Annotated in this window: 15 protein-coding genes; 11 read left to right on the forward strand and 4 right to left on the reverse strand. The window is 69.1% G+C overall.

Annotated features, from left to right (window positions below; translation table 11 throughout):
* Nucleotides 1–7: 7 nt before the first annotated feature.
* Complete coding sequence (locus NYO99_RS10845; RefSeq protein WP_268167195.1) at nt 8–628, reverse strand: c-type cytochrome; 621 nt, start codon at nt 626–628, stop codon at nt 8–10.
* A gap of 70 nt (nt 629–698) precedes the next feature.
* Here NYO99_RS10845 and yihA point away from each other — a divergent pair, with 70 nt between their 5' ends.
* Nucleotides 699–1,433, forward strand: coding sequence for a ribosome biogenesis GTP-binding protein YihA/YsxC (yihA, locus tag NYO99_RS10850; protein ID WP_268167196.1), 735 nt, complete (start codon nt 699–701; stop codon nt 1,431–1,433).
* On the opposite strand, the gene NYO99_RS10855 is transcribed toward yihA, so the two are convergent.
* Complete coding sequence (locus tag NYO99_RS10855) at nt 1,407–3,434, reverse strand: DUF1631 family protein (RefSeq protein ID WP_268167197.1); 2,028 nt, start codon at nt 3,432–3,434, stop codon at nt 1,407–1,409. The two genes, yihA and NYO99_RS10855, sit on opposite strands and share 27 nt — an antisense overlap.
* Nucleotides 3,435–3,747: 313 nt before the next feature.
* Between NYO99_RS10855 and NYO99_RS10860 the strand changes: the two genes are divergently transcribed.
* Both NYO99_RS10860 and NYO99_RS10865 read left to right on the forward strand, forming a co-directional pair.
* Nucleotides 3,748–4,314 (forward strand): hypothetical protein, encoded by a 567-nt coding sequence (locus tag NYO99_RS10860; protein ID WP_268167198.1) that lies wholly within the window; start codon nt 3,748–3,750, stop codon nt 4,312–4,314.
* A gap of 123 nt (nt 4,315–4,437) precedes the next feature.
* A complete protein-coding gene (locus tag NYO99_RS10865; protein WP_268167199.1) occupies nt 4,438–5,265 on the forward strand; it encodes a MipA/OmpV family protein in 828 nt (275 codons plus the stop codon).
* 82 nt (nt 5,266–5,347) lie between these two features.
* Here NYO99_RS10865 and groL read toward each other — a convergent pair whose 3' ends face one another.
* Both groL and NYO99_RS10875 read right to left on the reverse strand, forming a co-directional pair.
* Nucleotides 5,348–6,997, reverse strand: a complete 1,650-nt coding sequence (gene groL / locus NYO99_RS10870) for a chaperonin GroEL (RefSeq protein ID WP_268167200.1) — start codon at nt 6,995–6,997, stop codon at nt 5,348–5,350.
* A gap of 82 nt (nt 6,998–7,079) precedes the next feature.
* Complete coding sequence (locus tag NYO99_RS10875; RefSeq protein WP_268167201.1) at nt 7,080–7,370, reverse strand: co-chaperone GroES; 291 nt, start codon at nt 7,368–7,370, stop codon at nt 7,080–7,082.
* Between the two features lie 407 nt (nt 7,371–7,777).
* On the opposite strand from NYO99_RS10875, the gene mraZ reads away from it, so the two are divergent.
* Genes mraZ through murD form a run of 8 tightly spaced genes read left to right on the forward strand, consistent with a single transcriptional unit; the run spans nt 7,778 to nt 16,962 of the window.
* Nucleotides 7,778–8,218, forward strand: a complete 441-nt coding sequence (mraZ, locus tag NYO99_RS10880; RefSeq protein WP_268167202.1) for a division/cell wall cluster transcriptional repressor MraZ — start codon at nt 7,778–7,780, stop codon at nt 8,216–8,218.
* Complete coding sequence (rsmH, locus tag NYO99_RS10885) at nt 8,218–9,171, forward strand: 16S rRNA (cytosine(1402)-N(4))-methyltransferase RsmH (RefSeq protein ID WP_422395489.1); 954 nt, start codon at nt 8,218–8,220, stop codon at nt 9,169–9,171. Before mraZ ends, rsmH begins: the two co-directional genes overlap by 1 nt.
* A 4-nt stretch (nt 9,172–9,175) precedes the next feature.
* Nucleotides 9,176–9,439 (forward strand): cell division protein FtsL, encoded by a 264-nt coding sequence (gene ftsL / locus NYO99_RS10890; protein WP_268167203.1) that lies wholly within the window; start codon nt 9,176–9,178, stop codon nt 9,437–9,439.
* The gene (locus tag NYO99_RS10895) at nt 9,439–11,229 is read left to right on the forward strand and encodes a peptidoglycan D,D-transpeptidase FtsI family protein (RefSeq protein ID WP_268167204.1); all 1,791 of its coding nucleotides are present in this window, start codon (nt 9,439–9,441) and stop codon (nt 11,227–11,229) included. The genes ftsL and NYO99_RS10895 overlap by 1 nt, the downstream gene beginning before the upstream one ends.
* Nucleotides 11,229–12,695: a UDP-N-acetylmuramoyl-L-alanyl-D-glutamate--2,6-diaminopimelate ligase gene (locus NYO99_RS10900; RefSeq protein WP_268167205.1), complete on the forward strand. Its 1,467-nt coding sequence runs from the start codon at nt 11,229–11,231 to the stop codon at nt 12,693–12,695. Before NYO99_RS10895 ends, NYO99_RS10900 begins: the two co-directional genes overlap by 1 nt.
* Nucleotides 12,692–14,086, forward strand: a complete 1,395-nt coding sequence (locus NYO99_RS10905) for a UDP-N-acetylmuramoyl-tripeptide--D-alanyl-D-alanine ligase (RefSeq protein ID WP_268167206.1) — start codon at nt 12,692–12,694, stop codon at nt 14,084–14,086. Before NYO99_RS10900 ends, NYO99_RS10905 begins: the two co-directional genes overlap by 4 nt.
* Nucleotides 14,076–15,254, forward strand: a complete 1,179-nt coding sequence (gene mraY, locus NYO99_RS10910) for a phospho-N-acetylmuramoyl-pentapeptide-transferase (protein WP_268167207.1) — start codon at nt 14,076–14,078, stop codon at nt 15,252–15,254. The genes NYO99_RS10905 and mraY overlap by 11 nt, the downstream gene beginning before the upstream one ends.
* 4 nt (nt 15,255–15,258) lie before the next feature.
* Entirely contained in the window at nt 15,259–16,962 is a 1,704-nt protein-coding gene (gene murD, locus NYO99_RS10915) for a UDP-N-acetylmuramoyl-L-alanine--D-glutamate ligase (RefSeq protein WP_268167208.1), read from the forward strand.
* Nucleotides 16,963–16,984 lie beyond the last annotated feature (22 nt).

The following is a 16,984-nucleotide window of genomic DNA, read 5'->3' on the forward strand; positions in this document are numbered from 1 at the left end:
AGTTTGTTCAGCGCAAGCCGGCAATGTAGTCCGAGACGGCCTTGATTTCCTTGTCGTTCATCTTGGCAGCCACACCGGTCATGACGGCATTGTTGGCGCGGGCGCCGCTGCGGAAGGCCACCATCTGGGCTTCCACGTAATCGCCATGCTGGCCGCCCAGGCGCGGGTATTGGGCCGGCATGCCCGAGCCCGTGGGGCCATGGCAGCCTGCGCAGGCGGGAACGCTGCGGTCGGCAATGCCGCCACGCCAGATCTTCTCGCCCAGCACGACGGTGTCCTTGTTCTTCGCGAAGCCGGGCTTGACCGTCTTGCTGGCGTAGAACGCGGCGACGTTGCGCATGTCTTCTTCAGACAGCGGCGTGGCCATGCCCTGCATGATGGCGTTCTTGCGCTTGCCGCTCTTGAACTCGGCCAGTTGCTTGGCCAGGTACTCCGGGTGCTGGCCCGCAAGAATGGGGTTGGCGGGCGAGCCGCGCGAGCCGTCCGCCGTGTGGCAAGCGGCGCAGACCTGGCTGGCGATGGCGCCACCCTTGGCGAGGTCGGGCTTGGCCGGCGCGGCAGGCGCACCGCTGGCGAAGGCCGTGGTGGCCAGCAACAGACTCGACAGGACGATGGCGGCAGTCTTCATGGATTTGTTGGATCTCTAAGGGCGCAACCTTGAAATTTTACAATGCTGAATCACTGCGCTTGAGCTGCCCATGACCAACGAAATCCCTGATGCCATTTCCTCGGAACCCGTGACCGAGAAGCTGGCCCTGGCCTGGACGCACACTGCGCGCTTCCTGACCACGGCCAGTCAACTGGTGCACCTGCCCGCCACCGAACTGCCCGAGATCGCCTTCGTGGGTCGCTCCAACGCCGGCAAATCCACCGCGATCAACACCCTGGCGCAGCAGAAGCGCCTGGCCTTTGCGTCCAAGACGCCGGGCCGCACCCAGCACATCAACCTGTTCGAGCTGGGCCCGAAGGACGCGGCCGACGCGCTGTTCGCGGACCTGCCGGGCTATGGCTACGCGGCCGTCAACAAGTCCGCCAAGCTGCGCTGGCAGAAGGTGATGGCCGACTACCTGGCGGTGCGCCGCAGCCTGTCCGGCGTCGTGCTGATGGTGGATTCCCGCCTGGGGCTGACCGATTTGGACAAGCAGCTGCTGGAGTTCGTCGCCGCCCGCGTGGCCACGGGCGAGATCCGCCTGCTGGTGCTGCTGACCAAGTCCGACAAGCTCAACCGCAAGGAGGCCGACGCCGCGCTGCGGGCCACCAGCGAGTTCCTGGCCGGCATGACCACCGAGAACTCCGACGTGGCCGTCACGCTGTTCTCTGCGCTCAAGAAGAGCGGTGTGGGCGACGTGGCCCTGGCGCTGCACGAGTGGACGCACGCCTTGATGCCGGCGCCCGTGGCAGCGCCGTCAGCCGCCGTCCAGGTCGCTGATTAGTGTGTCCACCGCGCGCTGGACGATGTTGTCTTCGTCCAGCGCCGTGATGAGGCCGTTGGCCAGCAGCGCCTCCAGTGCGCGGCGCGTCAGCGGCAGGCGCTCGTCGGCCTCGCGGCCGACGAACAGCGTCAGCTGCCGGTCCTCGCTGAACCACGCCAGTTGCGCTGTGTGCCAGTTGCCCTGGATGAACAGGTGGAACCAGCGGCCGATCTGCAGCTCGTCCATCCAGCGCGCCACGGCCTGGCGCGCGTCCGGCGCGTCGTTGTAGAGCTGCACCGGCACCGTGGGCAGTTCGCCGCGGTCCACGTCGGCGCTGAGCCAGTGGGAGGGCAGCTGCGAGTCGCGCTCCTCCATCAGGCGCCGCACGATCTCGTCGGCCGAGGGCGGCGCGGCGCTGGGTGGCGCTGCACGGGGCGGCGCCGGGCGGGGCGCGCCCTGTTCCAGCGCCGGCAGTCCGCGCAGCAGCCTGGCGTGTTGGGCCATCAGCTCGGCGAAGGCCGGCTCGCGTTGCGCGGGTGCGAGCTGGATGCTGTCGCAGCCGGCCACCAGGCGCTCGATGAGCACCGGCAGTCGCATGCGCAGCGCTTCGCGGTCGGCCATGTCGCGCGGGGTGACGAGGCTGTCGATGAGCGCGTCCACCAGTTCCATCGCCGCCAGGGCTTCCTGCGAGTCACGGCCGTGGCGCACCATCGCCGTGACGATGGCGTCCACCCACGCCGTTTGCAGCAGGCGGTGCATGCGCGGGCCCAGCGGGGCATCGCTGATTTGGTGGTCGATCTGCTCACGCACCAGGTCGCGCCATTGGGTGCGCAGTTGCTCCCGCTCCAGCAGCGCCAGGGCGTCGGCATTGCGCTCGCTGCTCTGGCGGGCCTGCTGGTCGATGTGGGCGTCCACGCGGCTCAGCACCTGCTGGAACAGCACGGCCGTCGGGGTCGGCGTGTCCACCAGCAACTGGGCCTCGGCTTCCATGAAGCGCAGAAAGCCCGTGAAGCGGGCGTCGTCGGCACGGTCGAAGGCCATGCCGTGCGCCGCGACGCGGTTCAGCAGCGACCAGGTGGGGTGGTCCTGGCGGCGCAGCAGCGAGGCGTCGGTGCGCGCGAGCCGCACGACGGCGATCTGCAGCCGGGCCAGCAGCGCCTTCAGCGGCGGCAGCAGGCGCGGGTCGGCAAGGATCTGGTCGTACAGCCGGCTGAGCATGTCGGGCCCGGTGGGGCGCACGAAAGGTGCCGGCGCCTGCGGGTCGCGTGCGGGGGGGGCGCCGAGGCCTTGGGGTCGGGAGTTGAAGGCGTCAACGCGGCGAGACAGCCCGTCCAGTGTGCCGTGTGTCGGCGGGCGCGTGGCCACACCGTGCGCAGCGGCCAGCCGCTGGTGGGCTTGAGGATCGGTGGCGCCCTGGCCGTGGGACGCGACCATGTCGCTGATGTTGGCGGCCTGCAGCACGGCCACCGCATGGCTGTACTGCCGGTGCAAGGCGTTGGCCAGCGGCGCGGCCGCCACCCGCATCAACTCGTACTGCGCCTGCGGGCTCAGCGCACTGGCGGCCAGGGCGTGATGCAGCGCATGGGCGTAGAGCGCCGGGCGCAGCGGGTTGTCGCGCTCACGGGCGCGGGCGATGCCGCGCAGGGCGGCGTAGAAGTTGCCGATCTGGTGCAGCTCGGCGCGGCTCAGCTCCTCGGCCGTGCGGGCGATGTGGGCGATGGCCACGTCCTGCAGCGCTTGGTGCTCGTCGACGAGGCTGAGCGCATCCAGCCCGCCGGACGCGGGCAGCGTGCGTTGCAAGGGGTCTTCACCGCGACGTCCTGCCTGCAGCAGCTCGATGAGCCGGCCTTCGAAGTCGGCGGCGAAGCGCGCGCGCAGCTTGCGCCAGCCCTCGCGCAGCGGGAAGTGCTGGGGCTGGCGGTCCAGCTCGTCCTGCACCAGGTTCAGCAGCTCGCGGGCCAGCGGCCCCGCTTCGGTCAGTGCATGGTCGAGCAGGGCGTGGGGGTGCAGGCTGGAGGACATGGAGTGGTAAGACGACGTAACCGGATTATCGGAGTCGCTATGGGTTTGCCCGGGTGGGAGCCCTTCATTCGCGGCCCCCTGAATCCGAGGTTTGCCGTGCTGTGCCGGCAGCTTTTCACGGTTGACGGGCTTTCGTCAGGTGGCGTTGGCCGTGTTGTGTGGGTGTCGGTGACGCGTGGGTTGCAGCCCCCTTGGGCTGGGGGGCGCGGGCGGCGTCCTGGGCTGGGGCGCTTCTTAAAATTTGCGCTGCATTTGGGCCCGCATGGCGGGCTCTTTCGTTGATGGGCGCCGCAGAGGCGCCAGGGAGCAAGAAATGAAATCTGTGATCCGTGCCGGCGTGCTGGCCCTGTTGTGCGCAGGCGTGGCGCAGGCGGCGACCGTGCGCCTGACCTACGAGGGCATGAGTGATTGGGAAAGCGGCGTTGCCGTGACGGGCACGGGCTCGTTCCAGACCAAGCCCTCGGTCAATGTGGGCGCGATTGGCCTCAGCGACCTGATCAGCTTCGACTTCACCTTCTCCTTCTCGTACAAGGGCAAGGTGGACACGTTCCAGTACGACCTGTCGTCGCTGAGCTGCCCGCCGCCCTTCATGGGCTCGGAGTGCGGCTTCTCTGCTGTGCTGTCTGCGACGGGCGTGGACGCGTTGGAGCTGGCGACCGACACGGTCGACGCCCGGTTCAACTGGGATCAGCGCCTGATCGTCTTCGGGCTGGATGACGCGATCACCGCCAACCCGGACATGCCGCCGCTGAGCAGCGGCACCATGACGGCCACGCTCGTGCCTGACGATGGCAACACGGTGCCGGAGCCCGCCGGCCTGGCGCTGGCGGGCCTGGCGCTTGGTGCCGGCATGTTGGCCTCGCGCCGCCGCGCGCGCTGATCGCAGGCGCTGCCGCGCGACGAAACCAAGCTGCCTGCGGGCAGCTTTTTTGTGCGCGCGTCGGGCGGCCGTGGGCATCAGGCGGCGGCATGATGCAGGCCAGCTTCACTGCCGTGCGCCGCGATGAAAACACCTGTCCTGTTGATGTGCCTGGCCGCGTCGAGCGCCTGGGCGTCGGAGTCGTCCGCGCGCCGTGACGCACCGCCTTTGTGGGAGCTGGGCCTCGGGGCGGCTGGCGTTTCGCAGCAGGCTTATCCGGGCTCCGACCAGCAGGCCCGCCGCGCGCTGGTGCTGCCCTACCTGATCTACCGTGGCAAGGTGTTGCGTGCCGATGGCGACGGCGCCGGCCTGCGCGCGGTGCGCACCGACGACTTTGAGCTGGATGTGTCGTTCGCCGGCACGCTGAGCTCGGGCTCCGAGACGCTGCGGGCGCGCGAGGGCATGCCGCGGCTGGGCACGCTGGTGGAGGCCGGCCCGGTGGCGCGCTGGTTCGTCAACGGCCGCGGCGCCGCCGAGCGCCTGGTGCTGGAGCTGCCGGTGCGTGGCGTGTTTGAGTTGCGCAATCCGGGTCGCCATCGCGGCATGACCTTTGAGCCGCGCCTGGCCTGGCAGCACCGCCCGCAGGCGGATGGCTGGGCCTACGGCGCCAGCGTCGGTGCCGTGGTGGGCGACCGCCGGCTGGGCTCGACCTTCTATGGCGTGACTGCCGGTGAGGCCCGGCCGGATCGCCCGGCGTTCGACGCGAAGGCAGGCCTCATCGCGTGGCGCTTGGGTGGCAGCGTCGCGAAGAGCCTGACGCCCGACCTGCGCCTGTACGCCTTCGGCCGCCTGGACAGCCTGGCCGGCGCGGCCAACCGCGACAGCGCGCTGGTGCGGCAGACGACGGGCTTCACCTACGGCATCGGCCTGAGCTACACGCTGATGCGCTCGGCCGCCAGCGCCAGCGACTGAGGCCGCCGCGGGCATGAAAAAAGGGGCTCCCTCGCGGGAGCCCCTCTTGTTTGTCAGCGACGGGTGGGTCGCCGGCGTGGACTTACATGTCCATGCCGCCCATGCCACCCATGCCGCCCATGCCACCAGGCATGCCGCCGGCCGGGGCGTCGTCCTTGGGGGACTCGGCCACCATGCACTCGGTCGTCAGCATCAGCGACGCGACGGACGCGGCGTTCTGCAGCGCGGTGCGGGTCACCTTGGTCGGGTCCAGGATGCCCATTTCGATCATGTCGCCATAGGTGCCGTTGGCGGCGTTGTAGCCGTAGTTGCCCTGGCCTTGCAGCACGGCGTTCACGACGACCGACGACTCTTCGCCGGCGTTGTAGACGATCTCGCGCAGCGGGGCTTCGATGGCCTTCAGGATCAGCTTGATGCCGGCGTCCTGGTCGGCGTTGTCGCCCTTGATCTCGCCAGCGGCTTGCTTGGCGCGCAGCAGGGCCACGCCGCCACCGGCGACGATGCCTTCTTCAACGGCAGCACGGGTGGCGTGCAGCGCGTCTTCCACGCGGGCCTTCTTCTCCTTCATCTCGACTTCGGTGGCAGCACCGACCTTGATGACGGCCACGCCGCCGGCCAGCTTGGCCACGCGCTCTTGCAGCTTCTCGCGGTCGTAGTCGCTGGTGGCTTCCTCGATCTGGATGCGCACTTGCTTGACGCGGGCTTCGATGTCGGCAGCAGCGCCGGCGCCGTCGATGATGGTGGTGTTTTCCTTGCCCACTTCGACGCGCTTGGCCTGGCCCAGGTCGGCCAGCGTGACCTTCTCGAGCGTCAGGCCGACTTCTTCGGCGATGACCTTGCCGCCCGTCAGGATGGCGATGTCTTCCAGCATGGCCTTGCGGCGGTCGCCGAAGCCAGGCGCCTTGACGGCCACGACCTTCAGGATGCCGCGGATGGTGTTGACCACCAGCGTCGCCAGCGCTTCGCCGTCGACTTCTTCAGCAATGATCAGCAGCGGGCGGCCAGCCTTGGCCACTTGCTCCAGCGTGGGCAGCAGGTCGCGGATGTTCGAGATCTTCTTGTCAAACAGCAGGACAAACGGGTTGTCCAGGATGGCGGCTTGCTTCTCGGGGTTGTTAATGAAGTAGGGGGACAGGTAGCCGCGGTCGAACTGCATGCCCTCGACGACGTCCAGCTCGTTGTTCAGGCTCTTGCCGTCTTCAACGGTGATGACGCCTTCCTTGCCCACCTTGTCCATCGCGTTGGCGATGATCTGGCCGACGTCGGCGTCGCTGTTGGCCGAGATCGTGCCAACTTGAGCGATTTCCTTGGAGGTCGTGGTGGCCTTGGAGGCCTTCTTCAGCTCGGCGACCAGGGCCGCGACCGCCTTGTCGATGCCGCGCTTCAGGTCCATCGGGTTCATGCCGGCGGCCACGTACTTCATGCCTTCGCGCACGATGGCCTGGGCCAGCACGGTGGCGGTGGTGGTGCCGTCACCGGCGTTGTCGCTGGTCTTGGAAGCGACTTCCTTGACCATCTGGGCGCCCATGTTCTGGAGCTTGTCCTTCAGCTCGATTTCCTTGGCGACCGACACGCCGTCCTTGGTCACCGTGGGGGCGCCGAACGAGCGCTCCAGCACCACGTTGCGGCCCTTGGGGCCCAGGGTCACCTTGACCGCGTTGGCCAGGATGTTCACGCCTTCAACCATGCGGGCGCGGGCTTCGCCGCCAAAGATCACGTCTTTTGCTGCCATTTGATTCTCCGAATACTTAAATTGGGGTCAGAGACAATTTCTCTGAGTCGTTGGGGCCGCTTGCGCGCGCCCCGGAAGGCCATTACTTCTGCACGACGGCGAAGAGGTCTTCTTCGCGCATGACCAGCAGCTCTTCGCCGTCGACCTTGACGGTCTGGCCGGAGTACTTGCCGAACAGCACGCGGTCGCCGACGACGACGTTCAGGGTCACGAACTCGCCCTTGTCGTTGCGCTTGCCGGGGCCGACGGCCAGCACTTCACCCTGGTCGGGCTTCTCGGCGGCGTTGTCGGGGATGAAGATGCCCGAGGCGGTCTTGGTTTCCTGTTCCAGGCGGCGAACGATCACGCGATCGTGCAGGGGGCGCAGCTTCATGGGGTCTCCTTCAGAGAGTTTGAACCGCGGCGACCGCAACCCGGTGGGATGCGGCGCACCGAAAAAACAAGGCCGATACACGGGCCCGATTTCGTTAGCACTCGGGTTTGGAGAGTGCTAGCAGTCAGGATTATAGGGACGGGATGTGTCGATTCAAGACCCATCCGCGATCTGTTGATCCGGCGCGCTTGTGCCAGCCGCGTAAACGGCGCGCGGAGCGTCAAACCTCAAGCGGAACTTCTCAACATCTCAGCAAGTCCTTATTTATGAACGATATTTTTCGACGCACTGTCGTTTTTGACAGTGTCCGGCTAAGTGCTTGATTTCATTGAAAAAACTTGTGCGGATTCTTGACCCTGGTGTGGGCAGCGCTTAAAGTGGGGAGAAGTGTCGTTTCGTGGTGAAAAGTGTCGGAAATCGTCTTTCAAGGAGCTTCTAACTTGGCGCTGGACGCCAAGGGGCGCCTGGGCGTGCCGACGCGGCACCGCGAGGTGCTGCAGCTGCTGTGCGGCGGGCGCCTGACCATCACCAAGCACCCCGACGGCTGCCTGATGCTGTTTCCGCGCCCGACGTGGGAGACCTTCCGCGACAAAGTGGCCAGCCTGCCGATGTCGGCGGCCGGCTGGAAGCGCGTGTTTCTGGGTAACGCGATGGACGTCGAGATCGACTCGGCGGCGCGCGTGCTGATCTCGCCCGAGCTGCGTGAAAGCGCCGGGCTGGACAAAGACGTTGTGCTGCTCGGCATGGGCAGCCACTTCGAAATCTGGGACAAGAAGGCTCACGCCGCTCAGGAGGCCGAAGTGCTGGCTGGCCCGATGCCGGATGCGCTCAAGGACTTCAGCTTCTGATGAGCGCCGGGATGCATGACGGCGCCACGTTCCGCCACACGACCGTGCTGCTCGACGAGGCCGTGGACGGCGTGCTGGCGCGCCCGGACGGCGTGTATGTGGACGGCACCTTCGGCCGCGGCGGCCATTCGCGCCTGCTGCTGAGCAAGCTGGGGCCGCAGGGCCGCCTGATCGGCATCGACCGCGACCCGGAGGCCATCGCCGCCGCAGCGGCCATCACCGACCCGCGTTTTTCCATCGTCCACGCCGGCTTTGCCGACATGGCGGAGGAGCTGGCGGCCATCGGCGTGAACCAGGTGGACGGCGTGCTGCTGGACCTGGGCGTGTCCAGCCCGCAGATCGACAACCCGGAGCGGGGCTTCAGCTTCCGCTTCGACGGGCCGCTGGACATGCGCATGGACACCACGCGTGGCGAGAGCGCGGCGGACTTCCTCGCGCGCGCCGACGAGCGCGCCATCGCACAGGTGATTCGGGACTATGGCGAAGAACGGTTTGCTGGCCAGATTGCAAAGGCGCTTGTTGCTCGCCGACAGGCCGGTGCGCCGCTCACGCGCACCGACGAGTTGCGCGAACTCGTGGCTCGCACGGTCAAGACCCGCGAGCCCGGCCAGGACCCGGCCACGCGCACCTTTCAAGCTCTTCGGATTCATGTCAACGGCGAGCTGGAGCAGCTTGACCAGGGGCTGAAGGCTGCGCTGCGCCTGTTGGCGCCGGGTGGCCGGCTGTCCGTCATCAGCTTCCACTCGCTGGAAGACCGCCGGGTGAAGCAGTTCATCGCCGAGTACAGCAAGCATGTGTTCGACCGCCGTGCACCGTTCGCGGAACCCGCACCGCTGATCCTGAATGCGCTGGGCCGTATCAAGCCCAGCGACGCCGAGGTGGCGGCCAACCCGCGTTCGCGCTCCGCCGTGCTGCGCATCGCCGAGCGCACCGATGCCCCGTTGAAAGACTGACGCGGTGGCCAAGATCAACCTCCTGCTGATCCTCGCCGTGCTGGCCAGCGGCCTCGTGCTGGTGCACACCGCCTACGAGTCGCGCCGGTTGTTCACCGAGCGCGAGCGCGCCAAGGCCGAGGGCCAACGTCTGGCGGCTGACGCCGAGCGGCTCAAGGCGGAGCGCCATGCACAGGCGACCAACCTGCGCGTCGAGCAGGTCGCGCGCGAGCGCCTGGGCATGCGCTTGATCTCGCCGGCCGTCGTGGCGTCGGGGGTGGCGCGGTGATGGGCGGCGGCAAGGTCACCAAGGCGAGCGCGCGTGCGCTCGGCTCGGGCCGCGCGGTCAATTACTCCACCAGCCCGCTGCTGGCGTCCAAGACGCCGCCGTGGCGCTCACGCTTTCTCGTCGGCCTCGTCGGCCTCGCTTTCGCCGGCCTGCTGGGCCGGGCCATCTATGTGCAGGTGCTGCACACCGAGTTCTTCCAGAAGCAGGGCGAGGCGCGCTACGCGCACACGCTGGAATTGCCGGCCAGCCGGGGGCGCATCAACGACCGCAGCGGCCAGGTGCTGGCCGCCAGCGTGGCCGTGCCGTCCATCTGGGCCATCCCGAAGGAAGTGGACGCCGACCCGGCCAAGCGCCAGCAGCTGGCGCAGGTGCTGGGCATCACGCCCAAGGAACTGCAGGCCAAGCTCAACCCCGAGTCGCGCTTCGTGTGGCTCAAACGGCTGGCGGATGACGAGACCGCCGCCAAGGTCAAGGCCATCGGTCTGAAGGGGATCTTCCAGGACCGCGAGTACCGCCGCAAATACCCCGAGGGTGAGGCGGCGGCGCATGTCGTCGGCTTCACCAATGTCGAGGACAAGGGCCAGGAAGGCATCGAGCTCGCGTTTCAGAAGGAACTGCAGGGCCGTGACGGCTCGCGCTCCGTCGTGCGCGACCGGCTGGGCCGCGTCGTCGAGGATATCGGCGACATCGTGCCCGCCGCCAACGGCCGCGATGTGGACCTGGCCGTGGACTCCAAGGTGCAGTTCTTCGCCTACCAGCGCATCCGCGACGCGGTGGCCGCCAACAAGGCCAAGGCCGGCTCCGTCGTCGTGCTGGACGTGCAGACCGGCGAGGTGCTGGCGCTGGCCAACTTCCCGAGCTACGACCCCGGCAACCGCCAGAACCTCACCGGCGACCAGCTGCGCAACCGCGCGCTGACCGACGTGTTCGAGCCCGGCTCGACGATGAAGCCCTTCATCGCCGGCTTGGCGATGGAGACCGGCCGTGTCACGGCGCGCACGCTGGTGGACACCGGCAACGGCAAGTACCCCTTCCAGGGCGCCGTCATCAGCGACACCAAGCCGCACGGCCTCATCACCGTGCACGAGGTCATCCAGATGTCCAGCAACATCGGCACGACCAAGCTCGCCATGCAGATGCCGGCGCGCGAGATGCACGAGATGTTCACGGCCATCGGCCTGGGCCAGCGGCCGCAGATCAGCTTCCCCGGCGCCGTGAGCGGCAAGCTGCGTCCCTACAAGACCTGGCGCCCCATCGAGCAGGCCACGATGAGCTACGGCTACGGCCTGTCGGCCTCGCTGTTCCAGCTGGCGCGGGCCTACACCGTGTTCGCGCGCGACGGCGAGATCATTCCCGTCAGCATGCTGCGCCAGCCGCACGACCACCCGGTGGCCGGCATCCGCGTGTTCAGCCCCGAGGTCACGCGCGAACTGCGCAGCATGCTGCAGGACGCCGCCGGCCCGGCCGGTACCGCGCGTCTGGCGCAGGTGCCCGGTTACAGCGTGGGCGGCAAGAGCGGCACGGCCCACAAGCAGGAGGGCCGTGGCTACGTCAACAAGTACCGCTCGTGGTTCGTGGGCCTGGCGCCCATCAACAAGCCGCGCATCGTCGTGGCCGTCATGGTCGACGAGCCCACGGCCGGGGTCTATTACGGCGGCGCCGTGGCCGGCCCGGTGTTCAGCCAGGTCACCGCGCAGACGCTGCGCCTGCTGGGCGTGCAGCCCGACCTGGACGTGAAGAGCCAGATCGTCGCCAACCAAAAGGCCGTGCCGGTCGAGGAGAGTTTCTGATGTTGACGCGCCTGAAGAGCCCCGAGGCGGCGGCCCGCTGGCTGGCCGAATGGTGCACCGGCACGCTGCGCACCGACAGCCGCCAGGTTCAGCCCGGTGACGCCTTCATCGCCTGGCCCGGCTATGCGCGCGACGGCCGTGAGTACGTGGCCGCCGCGCTCGCCGCCGGTGCGGCCACCTGCCTGGTGGAGGACGACGATGTCGATCGCTTCGGCTTCGTGGACGCACGCGTCGCCTCCCTGCCGGGGCTGAAGGCGCGCACCGGCGACATCGCTGCCGCCTTCTTCGGCGCGCCGACCGACACGCTGGACGTCATCGCCGTCACCGGCACCAACGGCAAGACCTCGTCGGCCTGGTGGATCGCGCAGGCTTCGGCCCAGTTGGGCAAGCGCTGCGGCGTTGTCGGCACGCTGGGCGTGGGCGAGCCGCCGCGCCTGGACTACAACGGCCTGACCACCCCCGACCCCGTGCTGCTGCAGGCCGCCTTCGCCCGCATGCGGCAAGAGGCCTTTGCCGCCTGCGCCATCGAGGCCAGTTCCATCGGCATCGTCGAGAAGCGCCTGGCCGGCACCGCGGTGCGCGTGGCGGTGTTCACCAATTTCACGCAGGACCACCTCGACTACCACGGCGACATGGACGCCTACTGGGCGGCCAAGCGGGCGCTGTTCAGCTTCCCCGGCCTGCGCGCGGCGGTCATCAATCTGGACGACCCCAAGGGCGACGCGCTGGCTGCCGAACTGGGCGCGCTTGATGTGTGGACCACCGGCGTCGAGCGCCAGGATGCGCGGCTCACGGCGCGCGGCCTGCACTACACCAGTGACGGCCTGGCCTTCAGCCTTCATGAAGGCGCCGACGCGCTGCCCGTGCAGACCACGCTGATCGGCGACTACAACGCTGCCAACCTGCTGGGTGTGGCCGGTGCGCTGCGCGCCCAGGGCCATGCGCTGGCCGACGTGGCGCGCGCGCTGGCCCGTGTGACGCCGGTGCCCGGCCGCATGCAGCGCGTGGGCAACGGCCGCGAGCTGCCGCAGGTCGTCGTCGACTACGCGCACACGCCCGACGCGCTGGACAAGGCGCTGTCGGCGCTGCAAGGCATGGCCCAGGCGCGTGGCGGCGAGCTCGTCTGCGTGTTTGGCTGCGGCGGCGACCGCGACGGCGCGAAGCGCCCGCTGATGGGCGCCATCGCCGCCCGGCTGGCGGGCCGCGTCGTCGTGACGACCGACAACCCGCGCACCGAGGAGCCGGCGCGCATCCTGGCCGCCATCACGGCCGGCGCGCCGTCCGCCACCGTTATCGAGGCCCGCGAGGAGGCCATCCGCGTGGCCATCGCCGAGGCGGGTGCGCGCGACATCGTGCTCATCGCCGGCAAGGGCCATGAGGACTACCAGGAGGTGCACGGTGTGCGCCGTCCCTTCTCCGATGTGGCCGAGGCGCGCGCAGCGCTGCTTGAAAGGGCGGGGCTGTGAGCTTCTTCCTCACGCTCGCTGAAGCGCAAGCGCTGTTGCCCGGCTCCACGCTGGTGGGCGACGGCGCGACCGCCTTCGCCCGCGTGCACAGCGACACGCGCACGCTGCAGACCGGCGACCTGTTCGTCGCGCTGCGCGGCGAGCGCTTCGATGCGAACGACTTCCTGGCGCAGGCCAGGCAGTCCGGCGCCGTTGCCGCACTGGCCGAACGCGGGCTGCTTGAGGCCGGCCTGCCCGGCCTGCTGGTGCCGGATGCCAAGGCCGCGTTGGGGCAGCTCGCGGCGGCGTGGCGCCGCCAGCACACGATTCCCGTCATCGCCGTCACCGGCTCCAACGGCAAGACGACGACCACGCAGATGGTCGCCAGCATCCTGCGCGCCTGGGTGGGCGATGACGCGCTGGCCACGCAAGGCAACTACAACAACGACATCGGTGTGCCGCTCACGCTCATGCGCCTGCGCCATGACGACGAGCGCAGCCACCGCGCGGCCGTTGTCGAGCTGGGCATGAATCACCCCGGCGAGATCGCGCCGCTGGCCGCGATGACGGCGCCCACCGTCGCCCTGGTCAACAACGCGCAACGCGAGCACCAGGAGTTCATGGCCACGGTCGAGGCGGTGGCGCGCGAGAACGGCGCGGTGCTGCAGGCCCTGCCGCCCAGCGGCTGCGCCGTGTTCCCGGCCGAGGACGCCTGCGCGCCCATCTGGTATGAGCTGGCCGGCAGCCGCCCGCACCTGACCTTCGCGCTGCGCGGCGCGGCCGACGTCACGGCCGACGCGCGCTGGCAGGGCGAGCATTGGGCGCTCGAATTGCACACGCCGGCCGGCACCGTGCCGGTGGCGCTGCACATGGCTGGCGAGCACAACGTGCGCAATGCGCTGGCCGCCGCCGCCTGCGCGCTGGCGGCCGGTGCGCCACTGTCGGCCATCCAGCAGGGGCTGGAGGACTTCCGCGCCGTCAAGGGCCGCAGCGAGCTCAAGCGCGACGCGCGCGGCCGCACGCTCATCGACGACAGCTACAACGCCAACCCCGACAGCGTGCGTGCCGCCATCGACGTGCTGGCCGCGCTGCCGGGCGACAGCTGGCTGGTGCTGGGCGACATGGGCGAGGTCGGCAATGACGGCCCGGCCTTCCATCGCGAGGTGGGGGCCTACGCGGCCGAGCGCGGCATCGCGCATCTCTGGACGGCCGGCACAGCCGCCCGCGACGCGGCCGCGGCCTATGGCCCGAACGCACGCGCCTTCGACAACACGGCCGCGCTCATCGCGGCGCTGAACGAACAACCCGACGCGGCCCAGACCCTGGTCAAGGGCTCGCGCTTCATGAAGATGGAACACGTGGTCGCTGCACTGCAAACCGCACAAGACGGAGGCCGCCCGCATGCTGCTTAGCCTCGCCCAATGGCTGCAGGGCCTCTACCCCGACCTGGGCTTTCTGCGCCTGTTCAACTACATCACCTTCCGTGCGGTGATGGCTGCCATGACGGCGCTGCTGATCGGCCTGGCCTTCGGCCCGTGGGTCATCCGCAGCCTCACCGCGATGAAGATCGGCCAGCCCGTGCGCAGCTACGGCGTGCAGGCCCACCTGGCCAAGAGCGGTACGCCCACCATGGGCGGCGTGCTCATCCTGATCGGCATCGGCGTGTCCACGCTGCTGTGGTTCGACTGGAGCAACCGCTTCGTCTGGGTGGTCATGCTCGTGACCATGGGCTTTGGCGCCATCGGCTGGGTGGACGACTGGCGCAAGGTCGTCGACAAGAACCCCGAGGGCATGAAGAGCCGCGAGAAGTTCTTCTGGCAAAGCCTCATCGGCCTGGTGGCGTCGCTGTACCTCGCGTTCAGCGTGTCCGAGACCTCCTTCCTCGGCGTCGTGGAGCTGTTCTTCCGCTGGGTGAGCAGCGGTTTCTCGACCGAGCTGCCGCCCAAGGCCGACCTGCTGATCCCGTTCTTCAAGACCATCTCCATGCCCCTGGGCGTGTGGGGCTTTGTCGCGCTGTCCTTCTTCGTCATCGTCGGCACCAGCAATGCGGTGAATTTCACCGACGGGCTGGACGGCCTGGCCATCATGCCGGTGGTGCTGGTGGGCTCGGCGCTGGGCTTGTTTGCCTACCTGACGGGCTCGTCGGTGTTCGCCAAGTACCTGCTGCTGCCCTACATCCCGGGCGCTGGCGAGTTGCTGATCTTCTGCGCCGCAATGGCCGGCGCGGGCCTGGCCTTCCTGTGGTTCAACGCGCACCCGGCGCAGGTCTTCATGGGCGACGTCGGCGCGCTGGCGCTGGGCGGCGGCCTGGGCACGCTGGCCGTCATCACGCGCCAGGAGATCGTGCTGGGCATCATGGGCGGCATCTTCGTGGCCGAAGTGCTCTCCGTGATGATCCAGGTCAGCTGGTTCAAGTTCACGAAGAAGCGCTACGGCGAGGGCCGGCGCATCTTCAAGATGGCGCCGCTGCACCACCACTTCGAGAAGAGCGGCTGGAACGAGACCCAGGTCGTCATCCGCTTCTGGATCATCACCATGCTGCTGTGCCTCATTGGCCTGGCCAGCCTGAAGCTGCGGTGAGCACATGAAGCTGGACCTGCCGCAACTCCTGGATCAGCGCGTGCTCGTGCTGGGCCTCGGGGACTCCGGTCTCGCGATGGCCCGCTGGTGTGCGCGCTTCGGGGCGCAGGTCACCGTGTGGGATTCGCGCGCCCAGCCGCCGCAGCTCGGCGCCCTGGGCGACACGGCCGCCTTCATCACCGGCGAGTTGACGGCCGAGACAGCCGCGGGCTTCAACGCCGTGCTGAAGAGTCCGGGGCTGTCGCCGCTCGATGAGCGCCTGAAGGCTGTCTACGAGCACGGCCCCGCCGTGCGCGGCGAGCTGGACCTGTTCGCCGACGCGCTCGCCGCACTGAAGGCCCAGCATGGCTATGCGCCGGCCGTGCTGGCCATCACCGGCACCAACGGCAAGACGACGACGACCTGCATGACCGGCCTGCTCGTCGAGCGCGCCGGCAAGCGCGTGGCCATCGCCGGCAACATCGGCCCGACGCTGATGGACACGCTGACCGAGGCGCTGGCGCAGGAGCCTGACCCCGCGCCGGTGCCGACGCCGGAAGAGGTCGTGGCCGCTGAGGTCGACGACCTGCCCGTCGAGGACGACGCCCCCGTGGACGACGCGGTGCCCGCCGTGCTGCCCGACGAAGACACGCCGCTGCCCATCGCGCTGCCGCCGCCGCGCGGCCCGGTGTTCGAGACGCTGCCCGAGGTCTGGGTGCTGGAGTTGTCGAGCTTCCAGCTGGACGGCGTGAACCACTTCGCGCCCACAGCCGGCGCCGTGCTGAACCTGACGCAGGACCACCTCGACTGGCATGGCGACATGGCCGCCTACGGTCGCGCCAAGGCGCGCGTGTTCGGTGCTGGCATGGACTGCCCCACGGTCATCGTCGCCAACCGCGACGACGCCGAGGTCGAAGGCCTGGTGCCGCAGCCTGTGTTCGTGAAGGGCACGCGCGGCAAGCCCGGTCGCACGGTGTCGCGCCGCGTGGTGCGCTTCGGCCTCAATGCGCCGACAGCACCCGGCGACTTCGGCCTGGTGGACGAGGGCGGTCTGGCCTGGCTGGTGCGCGCCCGCGAGCTGGACCCCACCGTCAAGCGCAAGCGTGGCGAGGAGGCCGAGCCGCTGGTCATCCAGCGCCTGATGCCCGCCGACGCGCTGCGCGTGCGCGGCCGCCACAACGCAGCCAACGCGCTGGCCGCGCTGGCGCTGGCCACCGCCGCCGGCTGCGAGCTGGCGCCCATGCTGCACGGCCTGCGCGAGTACCGCGGCGAACCGCACCGCGTGGAGCCGGTGGGCAGCATCGACGGCATCGAGTTCTTTGATGACAGCAAGGGCACCAACGTCGGCGCCACCGTGGCCGCCATCTCCGGTCTGGGCGCGGACCGCGCGCCGGCCAAGCTGGTGCTCATCCTCGGCGGTGACGGCAAGGGCCAGGACTTCGCGCCGCTGGCCGACGGCGTGGCCCGCCATGCCCGCGCCGTCGCGCTGATCGGCCGGGACGCGCCGCAGATCGCGGCCGCGCTCGCGCACACGGGCGTGCCGCAGCAGCGCCACGACACACTGGAAGCCGCCACCGCCTGGTGCCTGGCGCAGGCGCAAGGGGGCGACAGCGTGCTGCTGAGCCCGGCCTGCGCCAGCCTGGACATGTTCCGCAACTACGCGCACCGCGCCGAGGTCTTCGTGGTCACGGTGCAGCAGCTGGCCGACGAGCGGGGTGTCGCGCTGTGAGCATGGGGCAGGCCGGGACCTC

The sequence above is a fragment of the Roseateles hydrophilus genome (assembly GCF_026712245.1).
GTDB classification, from domain to species: domain Bacteria; phylum Pseudomonadota; class Gammaproteobacteria; order Burkholderiales; family Burkholderiaceae_C; genus Pelomonas; species Pelomonas hydrophilus.